Source organism: Streptomyces sp. NPDC051976 (assembly GCF_040680795.1).
Classification (GTDB): Bacteria; Actinomycetota; Actinomycetes; order Streptomycetales; family Streptomycetaceae; genus Actinacidiphila.
The window spans coordinates 94,495-110,843 of record NZ_JBFAXL010000011.1; the positions used below are offsets into that span (position 1 = coordinate 94,495).

General features: G+C 73.0%; 15 protein-coding genes. 8 read left to right on the top strand and 7 right to left on the bottom strand.

Annotation, left to right across the window (positions count from 1 at the left end):
• The first annotated feature begins 105 nt into the window (after window positions 1–105).
• From AB0M29_RS14670 to AB0M29_RS14680, 3 genes are all read left to right on the top strand, one after another.
• Window positions 106–1,305 carry a glycosyltransferase family 87 protein gene (locus AB0M29_RS14670; RefSeq protein WP_365382619.1) on the top strand — a complete coding sequence of 400 codons (1,200 nt, stop codon included), beginning with the start codon at window positions 106–108 and terminating at the stop codon, window positions 1,303–1,305.
• Between the two features lie 85 nt (window positions 1,306–1,390).
• A complete protein-coding gene (locus AB0M29_RS14675; RefSeq protein WP_365382620.1) occupies window positions 1,391–1,636 on the top strand; it encodes a hypothetical protein in 246 nt (81 codons plus the stop codon).
• Window position 1,637: 1 nt separating this feature from the next.
• Window positions 1,638–2,213 carry a Clp protease N-terminal domain-containing protein gene (locus tag AB0M29_RS14680; RefSeq protein WP_365382621.1) on the top strand — a complete coding sequence of 192 codons (576 nt, stop codon included), beginning with the start codon at window positions 1,638–1,640 and terminating at the stop codon, window positions 2,211–2,213.
• Window positions 2,214–2,250: 37 nt separating this feature from the next.
• Here AB0M29_RS14680 and AB0M29_RS14685 read toward each other — a convergent pair whose 3' ends face one another.
• The gene (locus AB0M29_RS14685; RefSeq protein WP_365382622.1) at window positions 2,251–3,102 is read right to left on the bottom strand and encodes a hypothetical protein; all 852 of its coding nucleotides are present in this window, start codon (window positions 3,100–3,102) and stop codon (window positions 2,251–2,253) included.
• Between the two features lie 386 nt (window positions 3,103–3,488).
• On the opposite strand from AB0M29_RS14685, the gene AB0M29_RS14690 reads away from it, so the two are divergent.
• Both AB0M29_RS14690 and AB0M29_RS14695 read left to right on the top strand, forming a co-directional pair.
• Window positions 3,489–5,636, top strand: a complete 2,148-nt coding sequence (locus AB0M29_RS14690) for a SpoIIE family protein phosphatase (RefSeq protein WP_365382623.1) — start codon at window positions 3,489–3,491, stop codon at window positions 5,634–5,636.
• Window positions 5,637–5,782: 146 nt separating this feature from the next.
• Window positions 5,783–7,546: a peptide-N4-asparagine amidase gene (locus AB0M29_RS14695; RefSeq protein WP_365382624.1), complete on the top strand. Its 1,764-nt coding sequence runs from the start codon at window positions 5,783–5,785 to the stop codon at window positions 7,544–7,546.
• Here AB0M29_RS14695 and AB0M29_RS14700 read toward each other — a convergent pair.
• Both AB0M29_RS14700 and AB0M29_RS14705 read right to left on the bottom strand, forming a co-directional pair.
• The gene (locus AB0M29_RS14700) at window positions 7,491–8,513 is read right to left on the bottom strand and encodes an RNA polymerase subunit sigma-70 (protein WP_365382625.1); all 1,023 of its coding nucleotides are present in this window, start codon (window positions 8,511–8,513) and stop codon (window positions 7,491–7,493) included. The genes AB0M29_RS14695 and AB0M29_RS14700 overlap by 56 nt on opposite strands.
• Window positions 8,514–8,599: 86 nt before the next feature.
• The gene (locus tag AB0M29_RS14705; protein WP_365382626.1) at window positions 8,600–9,337 is read right to left on the bottom strand and encodes an SDR family oxidoreductase; all 738 of its coding nucleotides are present in this window, start codon (window positions 9,335–9,337) and stop codon (window positions 8,600–8,602) included.
• 194 nt (window positions 9,338–9,531) lie between these two features.
• Between AB0M29_RS14705 and AB0M29_RS14710 the strand changes: the two genes are divergently transcribed.
• Both AB0M29_RS14710 and AB0M29_RS14715 read left to right on the top strand, forming a co-directional pair.
• The gene (locus AB0M29_RS14710) at window positions 9,532–10,344 is read left to right on the top strand and encodes a metalloregulator ArsR/SmtB family transcription factor (protein WP_365382699.1); all 813 of its coding nucleotides are present in this window, start codon (window positions 9,532–9,534) and stop codon (window positions 10,342–10,344) included.
• Between the two features lie 55 nt (window positions 10,345–10,399).
• Complete coding sequence (locus tag AB0M29_RS14715) at window positions 10,400–10,906, top strand: hypothetical protein (RefSeq protein WP_365382627.1); 507 nt, start codon at window positions 10,400–10,402, stop codon at window positions 10,904–10,906.
• A gap of 9 nt (window positions 10,907–10,915) precedes the next feature.
• Here AB0M29_RS14715 and AB0M29_RS14720 read toward each other — a convergent pair whose 3' ends face one another.
• The 4 genes from AB0M29_RS14720 to rox form a co-directional block, all read right to left on the bottom strand.
• The gene (locus tag AB0M29_RS14720; RefSeq protein ID WP_365382628.1) at window positions 10,916–11,380 is read right to left on the bottom strand and encodes a VOC family protein; all 465 of its coding nucleotides are present in this window, start codon (window positions 11,378–11,380) and stop codon (window positions 10,916–10,918) included.
• 89 nt (window positions 11,381–11,469) lie between these two features.
• Window positions 11,470–11,901: a hypothetical protein gene (locus AB0M29_RS14725; RefSeq protein WP_365382629.1), complete on the bottom strand. Its 432-nt coding sequence runs from the start codon at window positions 11,899–11,901 to the stop codon at window positions 11,470–11,472.
• Between the two features lie 60 nt (window positions 11,902–11,961).
• Window positions 11,962–12,960, bottom strand: a complete 999-nt coding sequence (locus AB0M29_RS14730; RefSeq protein WP_365382630.1) for a sigma-70 family RNA polymerase sigma factor — start codon at window positions 12,958–12,960, stop codon at window positions 11,962–11,964.
• A 759-nt stretch (window positions 12,961–13,719) separates the two neighbouring features.
• Window positions 13,720–15,183, bottom strand: coding sequence for a rifampin monooxygenase (rox, locus tag AB0M29_RS14735; protein WP_365382631.1), 1,464 nt, complete (start codon window positions 15,181–15,183; stop codon window positions 13,720–13,722).
• A 233-nt stretch (window positions 15,184–15,416) separates the two neighbouring features.
• On the opposite strand from rox, the gene AB0M29_RS14740 reads away from it, so the two are divergent.
• The gene (locus AB0M29_RS14740) at window positions 15,417–16,343 is read left to right on the top strand and encodes an aminoglycoside phosphotransferase family protein (protein WP_365382632.1); all 927 of its coding nucleotides are present in this window, start codon (window positions 15,417–15,419) and stop codon (window positions 16,341–16,343) included.
• Window positions 16,344–16,349 lie beyond the last annotated feature (6 nt).

The following is a 16,349-nucleotide window of genomic DNA, read 5'->3' on the forward strand; positions in this document are numbered from 1 at the left end:
TGAGCCGCGCTTCGCCGCGGGTGACTGCTATAAGAGCAGTACGAAGATCAGGAAATAAGTGTCCTTGCGAGGAGAATTCATGACGCCCGGTCACTTTTCCCCCGCATGAGCACCGCCCCTGACCCGCTGGGCCCCTGGCTGCGCGCCCGGGCCTCTCTTCCGGCGCAGGCCGCGGCTGTGCTGCTCCTCGTGGTGTCCGTCGTGGAGATCGTGCGGCAGGGCGCCGACGAGGTCGACAACCGCGTCGTGGTCCGGGCGGCCCGGGTACTCCTCCACGGCGGCTCTCCGTACGCCGACAAGCGGTTCCTGTATCTGCCGAGCAGCGTGCCGCTGGCCGTGCCCGAGGCGCTGCTGGGCGACTCCGTGCTGCGGGTGCTGGTCCCGGCCGTGACGGCCGCGCTGATCCTGCTCGGCTGGTGGGCAGCGCTGCGGATCTTCGGCCTCGGGCTGCGCAGCCGGCTGGGCGTCGGGGTCGTCTGCGGGCTGGCGTACTTCGCCCCGTTCCACAGCGACGTGGCCCTCGGCAACTGGACCGCCGTCTCGGTCGCCGCGCTGCCCGTGGCGCTGGCCCTGGCGGCGCGCGGCCGCTGGGTGACGGCGGCGGCGGTCGTGGGGGCGGCCATCGCGTTCAAGCCGATGCTGGTGCCGCTCGCGCTGCTGTTCGTCTTCGCCCGGAAGTGGCGGGCCCTAGGCGTCATGGTCGCGGTCCCGCTGGCGGCGTCCGTACTGGCCGCGCTCGCCATGCCGCGGCCGAGGCTCTTCTTCACGCGGACCCTCCCCTTCCTGCTGCGGGGCCAGGACTCGTACGCCAAGCCGTACGACGCCTCGCTCGTGGCGATCCTGCCGCGGTGGGGGACGCCGCAGGCCGCGGCCACCGCCGTCGCCTTCGCGCTCGCCGCGCTCGGGGTCTGGGCCGCCTGGTACCGCTGGCGCCGCGGCGGTGACCTGCGGCTGCGCCTGGTCGAGACCGCGAGCGGACTGATGCTCGCCGCCTTCCTGGTCTCCCGGCCCGCCTTCCTGCACTACGCGCTGACGGTCCTCCCCGTCCTGCTCGCCTCGCTCCCGCTGCGCGGCTCGGTGCCGCGCTCCCCCTGGTTCTGGATCGTCCTGCTCCCGCAGAACACCGCCCTGCAGTGGCCGTACACGGAGCCGGGCGACCGCCGCGCCTTCAAGGACGCGGTGATACTGACCGGCCTCGCGGTCCTCGTCTCCTGCCACGCCGTCAAGAGGACCAGCCCCGCCCGCGAGCCCCTGCTGACGCGCGGCGCCCCACGGGCACGGGCCCTGTACAAGAGCGCCGACTAGCCCGCCGCCTCGCCCTTCTTCCTCGACAGGCACGCGTCTGTCAGGTTTCCTTGACACGCAGCCCGTGTCAGGTAATCCTGACACCATGAGCACTGAGGAGTCGTCCGCCACCAAGCTGGCGGGACAGGTGACGAACAAGGATCCGGCGGTCGGGCTGCGCGCGGTCGTCGCGCTGCGGCGGCTGCTGGAGGAGCTGGAACGGCTGCACGTGGACAACGCCCGCGACCAGGGCTGGACATGGCAGAACATCGCGGCGGCGCTGCACGTCAGCAGGCAGTCGGTGCACGAGAAGCACGCGACCCGGCGCAAGGCCGCCGGTAAGGAGGACTGACATGTTCGACCGGTTCACCGCGCTGGCCAAGCGGGCCGTGGTGGCGTCCCAGGACACGGCCCTCCATCTGGGCCATGACTTCATCGGCACCGAGCACCTGCTGCTCGGCCTGGCCCAGACGGCGGGCACCGCGAGCGAGGTCCTGCGGGCGCACGGCGTGGAGCTGGCGCAGGCGCGCGACAGGACGGTACGGCTGCTGGAGGAGGCCGGGGTGGTCGCGGACGGGGGCCAGGACGCCAAGGACGCGCTCGCCTCGCTCGGTATCGACGTCGCGGAGATCCAGCGCCGGGCCGACGACACCTTCGGGCCCGGCGCCTTCCAGTTCCCGCGGCCGCCCTACACCCCGCACGCCAAGAAGGCGCTGGAGCTGACGCTGCGGGAGGCGGCCGCGCTCGGGCACGAGGAGATCGACACCGAGCACATGCTGCTCGGCCTCCTCGCCGAGGGCGAGGGTCGCGCCACCCAGGTGCTCACCGCGCTCGGCGTGGACACCGCGGCCCTGCGCGAGTCCGTGCTCAGGGCCGCGAAGCCCGCGGTCCACCGCTCACCGCTGCGCCGGGCGGTGCGCGGGAAGTGACGGGCCGCCGCCGCACCGCGGGCGGGTCCACACACCGTCAGGTCACCCTCGCCGCCTGGTAGTTGCGGAAGAGCAGGTAGGTGTCGAGGATGTCGGACGAGGCGCTCTGGACCGACCGGTAGATGCCCCACTTGGGGCGGACGTAGTCGTTCTGGTCCGGGATCCTGACACCGGTCCTGCTGCCCTGGACGGCGACCGGCGCGCCGGAGCCGGTGCCGTTGCGGCACACGAAGGCCGCCTTGCCGGACGCGCCGATGGTGAACGTCCACTGCACGGTGATCCACTTGTCGCGCAGCGGCGCCAGATCGGTCGAAGCGATGTCCGGCGAGCCGGAGTTGGCGTAGGCACGGGCGCGCAGCAGCTCTTTGCTTCCGCTGCGGCCGAGGTCCAGGGTGACGTACGGTCCGCCGTTGTCGATCGGCGTCTTGGTCTGGAAGATGTGCGTGAACTTGCTCGTGCCGTGCAGCGTGGACGGCATGAACATCTCGTAACTGAGCGTCCAGGTCTGGCCGTTGGTCATCTTCTGGATGTGGCCGCCCTGGACCATGCCCTTGGACTCGGTGCGCTGGCGGTCGCCGCCCCCGGTGGTGTCCCGGTCGTCGCGCCAGATGTTGAAGCGGTAGTGGTCGCCGCCCTCGACCACGACGTACTTCCTGTCGGGGTGCTTGCCGACGCGGTCGGCCTCGATGCCCTCGAACGCCTTGAGGCCGTCGGAGACGGGGTTCGGGTGCCACAGCGGTGACGAGGCGTGCGGGGTCGCGGCGGCCGGGGTCGCGGCGGCGCCGTACGCCAACCGGCTCCAGGCCAGCGGCACTCCGACGGCCGCCACCGCGGCCGAGCCGAGTAACGCCCGGCGGCTGACGGGGCGGGGAACAGCGTGTTCCGGCATGTGGGGGGTTCCTTCCGAATCGGGCTTGAGTGCACGGCCGCGGCGGAACACCGGCGCGGGCGCTGTGCGGCGCGCCGGGACATCCCGTACGGCGACGGGTTCCTCGATGACGGAGACGTCATCGGATGACATACGAGGAGCGATCGGATCACACCGAGGGTGGTGGTGGCTCCACATGGTGAGCTGTGCCTGGCCTGGGCGCAGCCCGCTCCCACTCCGATGGAAACATCGGACCTGTGACTCCCTCACAATGGCCTGGACCAGAGACGCCGTCAACCCCCCGGACAGTTACCGGGGCGGTGGGCGGTGGGCGGAGGCATGACACCGAATCTGGACTAGCCTGTGAATTGCGACTGCTCCCGGCAGGCTCGGAAGAGGTGGTGACGGTGGGCACGTCAGGGCCCGCAACCCCCACGCTCGGACCTGCGGGAGCCGAGCCGGAGGGTGCGGGCGGCGCTGACGTGGCGGCGATCCTGCGGACCGTGCCGAACCGGCTCGACGCGCACATGGGCGGCTTCTACGTGCTCTCCGAGGATCAGCAGTCGCTGGACCTGGTGATGACCCTCGGCGCCGCCCGGCAGTTCACCAGCCCGTGGCGGCGCGTGGGGATGGCCGCGCCGATCCCGGTGGCCGAGGCGGTGCGCGACGGTCGCCTGGTGTGGGTGGGCGGCGCCGACGAGATGATGCGCACGCATCCGCGGGTCGCGGTCACCATGCCGCACGCGTTCTGCCTGGCGGCCGCTCCCCTGGTGGCGCGGGAGATCACGTACGGCGCCGTCTTCCTGCTCTGGCCCGCCTCGCACCCCACCGAGCTGTCCCCGGACGAGCGCCATGAGCTGACCGCCCTCGCCAAGGAGCTGGCGCGGGCGCTGGACCGGGCGGCGGCCGCGGGCCACCCCGTCCGGCCCGGCCGCCGCCCCGCGTCCGTCACCGCGGCGGAGGGCGCCGTCGACCCGCTCGCCGCGCTCGTGACGCGGCTGCCGGAGGGTATCTGCGGCATCGACCTCAACGGGCGGCTGGCCGTCGTGACACCGGGCGCGTCCGCGCTGCTCGGGGAGCCGGCCGAGCGGTTGCTTGGCCAGAAGCCGTGGGCGGTACTGCCGTGGCTGCGCGATCCCGTGTACGAGTACCACTACCGGACGGCGGTGATCAGCGGGCAGCCGACGTCGTTCGTCGCCCTGCGGCCGCCGGACCGGTGGCTGTTCTTCCAGCTCTACCCCGACGCCTCGGGGCTGACCGTGCGCGTCACCCCCGCCGAGGGCGCCCGCCCGGGACAGTCCGCCGGTGAACCGCCGTCCGCCCCGGAGGTGCACACCCGGCCCGGGGCGCTCTACCACATACTCCATCTGGCCAGCGCGCTGACCGAGGCGGTCGGCGTGCAGGACGTGGTGAGCATGCTCGCCGACCAGATGGTGCCCGCGTTCGGCGGCCAGGCGGTGGCGGTGCTGATGCGCGAGGGCGGCCGGCTGCGTACGGTCGGCCACCGCGGCTATCCGCCCGGACTGATCGACCGGTTCGACCGGACCCCGCTGACCGAACCCACACCGGGCGTCCAGGCGTCGACCAACCCCGTGCCCACCTTCTTCGAGAGCCGCGCCGAACTGGAGCGCCTCTACCCCGAGCGCCACGAGACCCAGGACTCGATGGCCGCCTGGGCGTATCTGCCGCTGGTCGCCTCGGGCAAGCTGCTCGGCACCTGCGTGCTGGCCTTCGCCGAGCCGCACCACTTCAGCGTGGAGGAGCGCGCCGTCCTCACCTCCCTCAGCGGACTGGTGGCGCAGGCCCTGGACCGCGCCCGGCTCTACGACGCCAAGCTGGGCCTGGCGCGGGGCCTCCAGGAGAGCCTGCTGCCGCACGCCCTGCCGGTGATCCCCGGGCTGGAGACCGCCGCCCGCTATCTGCCCGCCACCGAGGGCATGGACATCGGCGGCGACTTCTACGACGTGATCCGCGTCGACGCCGACGGGGCGCAGGTCGTCATCGGCGACGTGCAGGGCCACAGCGTCGCGGCGGCCGCGCTGATGGGCCAGATCCGTACCGCGATCCGCGCCTTCGCGGCGGCCGACGCCGATCCGAGTACGGTGCTCGCCCGCACCAACCGCCTGCTGGCGGACCTGGACACCACCCTGCTCGCCAGCTGCGCCTGCCTGCGCGTCGACCTGCCGCGGCGCGAGGCGTGGCTGGCCGACGCCGGGCACCCGGTGCCGCTGCTGCGCGGCCCCGACGGCGCGGTACGGCGGCTGGAGCCGCGCGCCGGGATGGTGCTGAACGTCGACCCCGCCGCCGAGTACCCGCTGACCCATGTCGCGCTGCCGGTCGGCACCACCCTGGCCCTGTACACCGACGGCCTGATCGAGACGCCGGGCGTCGACATCGACCACGCGCTGTCCGCGCTCGCCGCCACGTTCGCCCGGCACGGCGGCGGCCCGCTCGACCGGGTCGCCGACGCGCTCATGGGCCCCGTCGAGCAGGTGGAGCACCGCACCGACGACATCGCGCTGCTGCTGGTCCGTTCCGTCCCGCTCGACACCTGAGGGGCGCCTCTCCCCGCGGTCGAGAATGGCCGACAAGGTCACCTTTCTGGGCATGCACATGCCGATCCGGCGGTACGATCCGACGGCGCGTCGATCTTCGGCGTCCGCCACGGTGCTCCTGTCCGCCCTCACGAGAAGGTGACCGCATGCGCGCTCCGACCGGCCCGAGAACCGCTCCCGACGGACCCGGGCAGACCCCGCGACGGCCGCTGCGGCGCGCGGTCCGCGCCCTGCTGGCGGTCGCCGCCGCGCTGGCTCTCGCGATCGCGGGCGGCGCGGTGGCCACGGCCTCCGCCGCCGCGGCGGCGCCCGCCTCCTACGTCGAGAACGGCTACCAGGACCCCGTCACCGCGCTGCCGCCGGTCAGCCGCCCCGACACCCGGCACTGCGCGGTCACCGTCATGCGGCACGATTTCGCCAATTCGTACGGCCAGCCGTACACCGGCACCGTGACACCGCCCGCCGACTGCCCGGGACCGTGGGCGAAGGTGGTGCTCACCTGGTCGGGCAGCGTCGCGGGCCGGCAGTACGACCGGCTGGCCGGGGTGTGGATCGGCGGCGCCGAGGTGCTGCGCACCAGCACGCCGGAGCCGGACGACGACGGGATCACCTGGCACGTCGACAAGGACGTCACCGCCTTCACGCCGCTGCTGCGCGGGACGCAGCCGCTGGTCGCCGACCTCGGCAACATCGTCAACACCACCTACACCGGCGTCTACCACATGACGCTGACGCTGACCTACTACACCGCGGACCGCCACCACCCGGCGCCGCGGGTCGCCGATCAGGTGCTGCCGCTGTCGAGCGACGCCTCGCCCGGCTGGTACAGCCTGTCCCCCGGCGGCTCCGCGTCGAAGAGCGTGGTCTTCCCGCGCAATCTGACCGGCGCCCGGCTCGAGGTGTACGCGCGCGGCGGCGGCTGCGACGAGCAGTGGTTCGACGCGGTGCCCAGCGATCTGGCCGCGACCTCGCCCGACTTCCTGTGCGGCGGCGGTCCCTACCGCGAGGTGCAGGTGGCCGTGGACGGCCAGCCCGCCGGGCTCGCCCAGCCGTACCCGGTGGTCTACTCGGGCGGCATCGTGCCCACGCTGTGGCGGCCGATCCCCGCGGTCGACCAGTTCCTCACCCTGCCGTACGACATCGACCTCACGCCGTTCGCGGGCGCGCTCGTCGACGGCAGGCCGCACACCGTGACGATCACCCCGTACGGCGCCGCGGACGAGTGGATCGTGGACGGCACGCTGTTCCTGGACACCGACCACCACGCGGCGACCACTTCCGGCGCGCTGACGTCCGACACGCTGACCGCGACGCCCCAGGTGTCCACCACCGAGCGGCCGGGCGCCGACGGCGCCACCGATGTGCACGTGGCCGCCGCGCGCGACTGGCACACCGAGGGCTACCTCGACACCTCCCGGGGCCGGATCACCACCCGGGTCGAGCAGCACACCGCGTACACCAACGACGACGCGGTCTCCGACGGCGGCCGGAACCAGACCGTCGCCCAGCGTGACTCCGGTGCCACCACGGTCACCACGAGCGGCGGGGGCCACGGCCCCTCACCGGCCGTCCGCCACGCCTGGTCGTACCCGATCGACGTCGACATGTCGATTCCCGTCTTCACCGACGGCAACAACTACGACCTGCGCGGCACGGTGCGCCAGCAGCGGATCCTCACCGACAGCGCCCGCCCGGGCGGTTACGGCCCCTGGCTGCCGTACGCGCTGACCGACGACACCGTGAGCGCCCACGGCGTACTGGCCCGCGACAACGGCACGGTCGTCTCCTCCGACGGCACCGGCTCCGAGCACTACCACGGCACCACGGACACCGGCCGCTGCTACGACCGCTCCCTCACCGCCGACCACGGCTGGCTGACCGGCGACTCCCTCCGGCCGTGCCGCTGGTGACTCCCTCGGCGATCCGCCCCGAGGTGTCGAACAGCGGTACCAGGGCGGGGTCGTTGAAGGAGGTGATGCGGGTGACGCGGGGGCCCAGCAGGGTCAGCACCTGGACGCCGTAGGGCTCGTGGCGGCCGTCCGGGGCGCGGTGGTGGACGACGACCGCGGGCTGGCCGTTGGCGCGGGTGGGGGTCATCCGCCAGGTGTCCGGGCGCAGCACCCGGGCGGCGAGGAAGCCGACGACGGCGCTCCGGCCGGTGAACCAGGTGGGGATCGGCGGCATCTCCAGCTCGACGTCGGCACGCAGCAGTTCCACCAGGGCGTCGGGGTCGGCCCGGGTGAAGGCGTCGACATAGGCGTCGAGGAGGTGCTGCCTGGCCGCCTCGCCGGGCTCGGCGAGATCGTCCTCGACGGGTCCCGCCTCGGCCAGCCGGGCGCGGGCGCGGCGCAGGGCGCTGTCCACGGCGGCGGTCGACGTGGACAGCATCTCGGCGACCTCGGCGGTACGGAAGGCCAGCACGTCGCGGAGCGTCAGCACGGCCCGCTGGCGGGCGGACAGCAGTTGGAGCGCGGCGATGAAGGCGAGGCGGACGCCGGTCCTTCCGGTGACGACCGCCGCCGGGTCGCCCAGGCCGAGCAGGGCGTCGGGTGCTGGCTCCAGCCACGCCACCGACGGCTCGCGGGGGGCGACGGCCACCCGGTGGTCGTCCGACGGCGCGCCCAGCCCGGAAGGGAGCGGGCGCCGCGCGCGCGTCTCCAGCGCCGTCAGGCACGCCATGGTGGCGATCTTGTAGAGCCAGCGCCGTACCGAGGAGCGGCCCTCGAAGCGGTCGAAGCCGCGCCAGGCGCGCAGATAGGTCTCCTGGACCAGGTCCTCGGCGTCGTGGACCGAGCCGAGGATCCGGTAGCAGTGCGCGAGCAGCTCCGGCCGGTAGGGCTCGGTCGCGGCGGCGAACTCGGCGTCTGACGACATCACACTTCTCCCGTGGGTACGGTGCGGCTCACTCCAGGATCGCGCCGGGGCGGCACGCGCGCTCGCACGCGTGCCACCCTCCGCGCGGTTCAGCCGATCGGGCTCGGCCCGTCGGCGCCGATCCGGTACTCCGCGGCGCTGTCGGGGTCCCCGGCGACCTCCATGACGGCCTTGGCGACCAGCTCGGGGGTGAGCACCGGCTGCAGGCCCGCGACGAAGGTGTCCCGGTCGACGCCCTCGCGTGCGGCGTAGCCCGCGACCCCGACCGCGCCGACGCCGGTGGGGGTGAGCCCCGGCAGCAGGGCGACGAAGCGCAGGCCGAGCCCGGCGCGCCGCGCCTCGTCGGCCGCGTACCCGCTGATGGCGCGGACGCCCGACTTGGCGGTGGCGTAACCCCCGCTGAGCGGCGAGCCGTTCAGCGCCGCCCCGCTGGACATCGCGAGGACGACGCCGCCCGGCGCCAGCGGCTCGCGCAGCGCGGCGCGGGTCCAGACGAAGGCGTGCCGGGTGTCGACGTGCCAGGTGCGGCTGAAGGTCTCCCAGGTCTGCTCGTGCAGCGGCGCCATGTGCGGTGTGGCACCGGCGTTGAGCACCAGCAGCCCGGGACGGTGGTCGCGGATCACCTCGTGGGCGAGGGCCTCGTCGGTGGCGTCGGCCGCGATGGGGACGAAGCCCTCGCCCAGCTCGTCGCGTACCGCGCGCAGCTCCCGCTCGTCACGGGCGATCCCGACGACGCGGGTGCCGCCCGCCACGAGCGCGGCGGCGATCGCCCGCCCGAAGCCGCGGCTCGCACCGGTGAGGACGGCGGTCTGGAAGGTATCGGACATCAGGTGCTCCCCAGGGAGGTTCGGGTCTGTCCCCCTCTAGACCGGCGGGCGGACCGAAAACCGTCGCGCCCGGGGGAGGGCGTTCTCGTTTTCGCGGCAGGGCTTCGGACCACTCCCCCGTCGCCACCGTGATCGCTTGACATTATGCAGGTAATTACCTGCATAATGGAGTCGTGAGTCTCGAAGCGTCAGCGATGGACCCGGTCTTCAAGGCACTGGCCGACCCCACCCGCCGGCAACTGCTGGACCGTCTGCGCGAGCACAACGGGCAGACACTGCGGGAGCTGTGCGAGCGTCTGGACATGGCACGCCAGTCGGCGACGCAGCATCTCGACATCCTCGTACGGGCCAATCTCGTCACGGTCGTGCGGCGCGGGCGGGAGCGGCTGCACTACCTGAACCCGGGGCCGATCCACGAGATCGAGGAGCGCTGGATCTCGGAGTTCGACAAGCCGCGCCTCCAGGTGATCAGCGCCATCAGGAACAAGGCAGAGGAGTACGCCATGACCGACGCATCCACACCCGCGGCCGCACCGGCGACCGATTCCGTACCGGGCTATGTCTACGTCACCTATATCCGCGCCTCCGCGGACCAGGTGTGGCGGGCGCTGACCGACGCGGACCTGACCTCGCGCTTCTGGGGCCACGCCAACATCTCGGACTGGCAGCCCGGTTCGGCCTGGGAGCACCGGCGGGCCGACGGCTCAGGAGCCGTCGACGTCGTCGGCACCGTTCTGGAGGCCGAGCCGCCGACCCGGCTGGTCATCACCTTCGAGGACCAGCCCGGCGCCGAGTCGCCGCGCGAGCCGTCGGTGGTCACCTTCCTCGTCGAGCCCCACCAGGACATCGTGCGGCTCACCGTCACCCACGAGAACCTCCCCAACCTGGACATGCTGCGCGGCATCTCCGCCGGCTGGCCCGCCGTGCTGGCCAACCTCAAGTCGCTGCTGGAGACGGGTGACGTGCTCCCGCAGGCGCCGTGGGAGATGACGAACGCGCACTCCTGAGCCGGCGGCCGGCCAGGACCCTCCTCCCGACAGCATCCCGAAAGCAGAGGACACCGTGGACACCAGCACCCTCCGGGACGCCTACCGCGCGCTCCTGGACGCCGCCGCCACCATCACCGCCCCCGGCATCTCCCCCCGGGTGCCGCCCGCCGGTGAGTGGGACGCCGAGCAGATCCTGGCGCATGTGGTGATCGTCAACGCCGTCACCATCAACGCCGTCAGCGCCGTCTCCTCGGGCGTGAACACGACCTACGACAACCGCGTCGCGGCCGACGCCTGGACGCTCGGGCGCGTCATCGAACGCGCCGGGGGCGCGGCGGGGCTGCGCGAGCGGATCCGCGCCCAGGGCGACGCGCTGTGCGCCCTCACCGGGGGCGTGCTGGGCGAGGCCGAGGGCGACACGCCGGTGCCCACCCTGCTGCTGTCCCACGACGCGGTGCTGGTCGACCGGCCGGTGCCGCTGAGGGATCTCGTCGCGGGCCTGGCGGACGCGGAACTGCCCGGCCACACCGCCCAGTTGCTCGCGCTGCTGCCGCAGGAGGCCGGGTCCGCCGGGAGGTAGTCCGGCGGCTCAGCCGCCCGACATCGCCTCCGCGGCGCGCCGGGCCAGCTCGTCCGGCGGTACGTCCTCGACATGGGTGGAGACGTCCCAGCGGTGGCCGAACGGGTCCTCGATCTGGCCCGACCGGTCACCGTAGAACTTGTTCTCCACCGGCTGGATCACCGTGGCGCCCAGGGAGACGGCCTGCTCGACGGCCGCGTCGACGTCGTCGACGTAGATCATGATCGACATCGGGGTGCCGCCGACAGACTTCGGCCCCAGGATGCCCATCTCGGGGAACTCGTCGGCGAGCATCATCACCGAGTCGCCCAGCTCCAGCTCCGCGTGCCCGAGCTTCCCGCCCGGCGCCTCGAACCGCATCCGTTCGGTGGCGCCGAAGACGGCGACGTAGAAGTCGATCGCCGCGGCGGCGCCGCCGACGTACAGATACGGGCTGAGTCGGGGGTAGCCCTCGGGGACCGGTCGGGTGGCCATGCGTTACCTCCAGCGAGGATGCGTACGGCCAGGCTCTCACCCGGCACGCGCCCCCGCATTCCGGCCGGGACGGGGCTCGGGCCCGCGGCTCAGGGCCGCAGGAGGGCGACCTCACGGGCATGGCGCCGCTGGAGGGCGGAGTCCCAGTCGCCCGTGCAGTAGACGGCGAGGTCGCTGATGCCGCCGTCGGTGACGTCGGCGCGGAACAGCTCGCGGCAGTACCAGTCGTCCTGCGCGTCGGTCCAGCGCTCCTCGACCTCGAGGACGAAGCCGCGCCGGGTGGCGTCGCAGCGCCACCGCGGCACGGTCCCCTTGCCCGGGTGCGACGCCAGGCGCGCCTGGACGGCCTGCTCGGCGCCCGCGGCCTGGAGCCGCCACTGCGGCGGGGTGAAGTCGACGAAGACCTCGGGGTGGAACAGCCCGTCGGGCGCTTCGCCGGTCTCCAGGAAGCTGATGAACTTCTCCGCCAGCTCCTGCGCCGCCGTCTCGTCCATGGCAGTGATGGCATCGATGGCATTCATGGCACACCTCACTCGTCTGTCGTGCTGTGGTGCGGGGATACGGGCGGGGCTGCCGGGGTGTCAGCCGCGCTCGGGGTCCGCCGGCCGCTCGGGCCGGGCGGTGGGGTAGGCGGTCACCCGGTGCGCCAGGAACCCGCGGTGGGAGAGCACCTGGGTGAAGGCGGGCGGGCAGTGGAAGGGGTCGGACGGCGGGCTGACGAACCGGGCGTCGACGACGGCGAGTCCGCCGCTGGCGACGACATGCGTCAGCCGGTAGCGCACGCCGTCCGCCAGGTCGGCCTCCAGCAGGTGCGTCCGCAGCGCGTCCCGCCCGTGGAGTTCCGGCCCGTCGCCCATCCGGGCGGTGACGTCGGGCGCGTAGACCTCGGCGAGCGGTCCGGCGTCACCGCGCCCGTTGAACGCCGCGAACGCCTCTTCGTACCGCGCCGCCCACAGGCCCGCCGCCTCGCGCGCGGCGCTGTCGGTCCGCGCCGCCGTCTCGTCCAGCAGCCGGGTCGCCAGTACGGTCCTGGCCTGGTGCAGCCTGCTGCGTACCGTCCCCAGGGGCACGCCGGTGATCGCGGCGATCTCCTGGTACGAGTGCTGCCTGCCGAAGTGGCGCAGCATGACGGTCACGCGCAGCGGCTCGGCGAGTTCGCCGAGTGCCCGCCACACCCAGTCGCGCAGGGCGAGCCGCTCCACGCACTCCTCGGCGGAGGACACCGGGCGGGACCGGTCGAGCTCGGCGGAGACGTCGTCGACCGGCGTCTCGCGGGCCGCGCGGCACCGCATCAGGCAGACATTGCGCTGGACGCGGGTCAGCCACCCCCCGAAGGCGGCCGGGTCGCGCAGCTCCGACAGATGGGCCAGAGCCACCAGGAAGGCGTCCTGCACGGCGTCGGCCGCGTCCTGCGGATCGCGCAGGAAGGCCAGCGCCTGCCCGTAGAGGCGGGCGCGGTGGTTCTCCAGCAGCAGCCCGAGCGCCGCCGTGTCGCCCCGCCGTGCGGCGAGGACCAGATCGGCGTCACCGGGCGGCGCCGCCTGGGGTGCCGTCTGCCGTGCCGCAAGGATCGAGGTCATATCTCAAGGATGCGGCGGCACCCCGGAAGGTTCGATATTCCGGCGGAATTCCTGAAAAAACCTCCCCCTCCGTCCGGCTCCTTGCTTCCGATGTCGTCTCGGTCCGGCATACGGGTGATCACCCCGCCCGTCCGGCGGGCGCTCACCGGGCAGACTCCGGTCCATGGTGCATGGGGGGAAGCAGGTACGGGGGTGGCCGGAGGAGCCTGCCGAGGGGCTGTCCGGGGTGCTGGAGCCGCCGCGGGTGTCCTGCGGCGGGTGTCTGGTCGCGGTGCTGACGACGGTGGTCGTCGCGTTCTTCGCCCTGGTGGTGTTCGTCCTGCCGCATTCGCTGATGTTCGCTTCCCCGCAGAAGTCCTCGGCCGGCCTCGCGCACGGGTCGTCGGCGCCCCAGGTCCGCGCGGCGGACGCCGCCGCCGTCCGGCAGGACGACGCCGCGCTGGACCTGGCCGCGCCCGCGCCGCGGTGGGCCCGCGCGGCGCTGGACGACGTGCGCGACCGGTGCGAGACCACGACGGTCGTGCTCTGCTCACGGACCACCCGGCGGATGCTGTACTCGACGGTCGACCCGGGCGCCACCGCGGCCACGGCCGCACTGGACCGCACCCTTCAGGCGCACGGCTGGACACCCGTCACCGCGCGCTCGTACGCCCGGAAGAACATGACGCTCTTCCTGGCGTGGACCGCTCCGACCGGTACGGCCGCTCCGGGGGACACGAGGGCGGCGCGTCCCACGCTCACCCTCGTGCTGCAGCACCGCTACTGGTCCGGCCCGCCCCCGCGGTCGGCCTCTCCCTCCGTGGCGGCGCCGAACCACCTGGCCAGCGGGCCGCGCAGCTCCTCCTGGTCGTCCCCGGCCCACACCACGTGGCCGTCGGGCCGCAACAGCACGGCGGGCACGTCCAGTTCCTCGCTGACGTCGGCGACATGGTCGACCCGGTCCGCCCAGCCCTCCACCGACAGGCGGCCGGTCTGGTCGAGGAGCAGTCCGCGGCCGTCGCGCGTCAACTCGTAGAGCCTGCCCTGCTTCAGCTTCACGTCCCGCAACCGCTTGCCGAGCAGCGGGTGCCCCTCGCCGACGTCGTAGCGGATCCCGATCGCGATGATCTTCTCGATGAGATGGCGGTGCACCTCCTCGAAGTCCATCAGCTCCCCGACCAGCTTGCGTACTGCCCGGGCACCGGGTTCCGGGGACATCAGCACCATCTGCGCGCGGGTGTTGTCCAGGACGTCGGCGGCCACCGGGCGCCGCTCGGTCTCGTAGCTGTCCAACAGCCCTTGCGGCGCCCAGCCCTCGATCTCGGCGGCCAGCTTCCAGCCGAGGTTGAACGCGTCCTGGACACCGAGGTTGAGGCCCTGGCCGCCGGCCGGCGGGTGGACGTGCGCGGCGTCACCCGCGAGCAGCACCCGGCCGACGCGGTAGCGGTCGGCCAGCCGGGTGGCGTCGCCGAAGCGGGACAGCCAGCGCGGCGAGTGCGCCCCGAAGTCGGTGCCCGCCGTGGCCAGCAGCCGCTGCCGGAACTCCTCGATCGTCGGTGGGACCGCGCGGTCCTCCGACACCCCGGCCGCGGGCACGACCACCCGGTACAGCCCGTCGCCGACCGGCATGGCGCCGAACACCAGCTGCGTCTTGCGGACTTCCGTCATCACGGCGGTCAGCGTCTCCTGCGAGGCGGTCAGCTCCATCTCGCCGATCAGCGTCTCGACCCTGGCGGGCTCACCGGGGAAGCCGACACCGAGGAGCTTGCGTACGGTGCTGCGGCCGCCGTCGCAGCCGACGAGATACCGCGCGCGCAGTGGTTCGCCGCCGCCGGCCACCTCGACGCTCACCCCGTCCGCGTCCTGGCTCAGCCCGGTCACTTCGCTGCCGCGCCGGATCTCGACGCCGACCGCGAGGGCGTGCTCGGTCAGCAGCCGCTCGGTGACGGGCTGGTGGATGCCGAGGACGTACGCGTGCGCGCTGTCGAGGCGCTGCGGCGGCGGCTTCGGAATGGCCGCGAAGAATCCGGAGATCGGGTACCGCGTGCCGAGTGCGAGAAAGCGGTCCAGCAGACCGCGCTGGTCCATCACCTCGATACTGCGTGCGTGCATGCCGAGCGACCTGACGACCTTGGTCGGTTCCGTCTCCTTCTCCAGCACCACCACACGCACTCCGTGCAGCCGCAATTCGCAGGCCAGCATCAGACCGGTCGGCCCGCTACCAGCGATGATCACGTCAATCATGAATTCCCCACGTACGAGTTTCTCCGCCTTCGGCCGATGATTGTGCGGCGCACCAGGGGCCTTGCCGCAAGCCCCCCAGTGCGCTATAAGTTAGTAGTGGCAAGGAGAGCGAAATCTCCTTGCCTTTGTTGTTTCCGCGGTCGCGTTTTCGTGCCGTCGTGCGTCGCCGCGGCTCCGTGGGCCACCGGAAACGCGGTTGACGCCGTCCCCGCCGGGCGGTCGGATAGCACCTCATGAGCACTGGCCAGACGCCTCCGGACCACCATCTCCTCGACGACGCCCTCGTACGGCGGCTGGTCTCCGCGCGGTTTCCGTCGTGGGCGGGGCTGCCGGTGGAGCGGATTGCGTCCGGCGGCACGGTCAACGCGATGTTCCGGCTGGGCGACGACATGGTCGTACGCCTTCCGCTGGGCAGCGGCGGGGCCGGGGACGTGACGCTGGAGCGGGAGTGGCTGCCCCGGCTGGCGCCCCTGCTGCCCACCGCCGTCCCCGAGGTGCTGGGCGCCGGGGAGCCCGCCGAGGGGTATCCGTGGCCGTGGTCGGTGTACCGCTGGCGGGACGGCAGGAACCCCGAGGCGGGCGCGCTGGACGAGCCGGAACTGCTGGCCGCGGATCTGGCCGTCTTCGTCACGGCCATGCGGAACGTCACCCTTCCCGACGTCCGTTCCGAGGCCGGCTCACCGCCGCCGGCCCACCGCGGCGGCCCGCTCACCACCCTCGACACCGAGACCCGCGCCGCGATCGAGGAGTTGCGCGGCATTCCGGAGGAGGCCGTGGACTGCGACGCCGTGACCGCCGTCTGGGAGGACGCACTGCGGGCCCCCGCGTGGGACGGCCCGTCGGTGTGGCTGCACGCCGACCTGATGCCGGGCAATCTGCTGGTGGACGGCGGCCGGCTGACCTCGGTGATCGACTTCGGCTGCATGGGCGTGGGCGACCCGGCCTGCGACCTGTTCCCCGCCTGGAATCTCCTCCCGCCCACCGCCCGCGAGGTCTTCCGCGAAGCGCTCGCCGTCGACGACGCGACCTGGACCCGCGGCCGCGCCCGCACCCTCTCGCAGGCCCTCATCGCCCTGCCGTACTACCGCACGACGAACGCCTCGATGGCCGGGAACGCCCGGCATGTGATCGGCGCGGTGCTGGCGGCGGACGCGGGATGAGCCGGC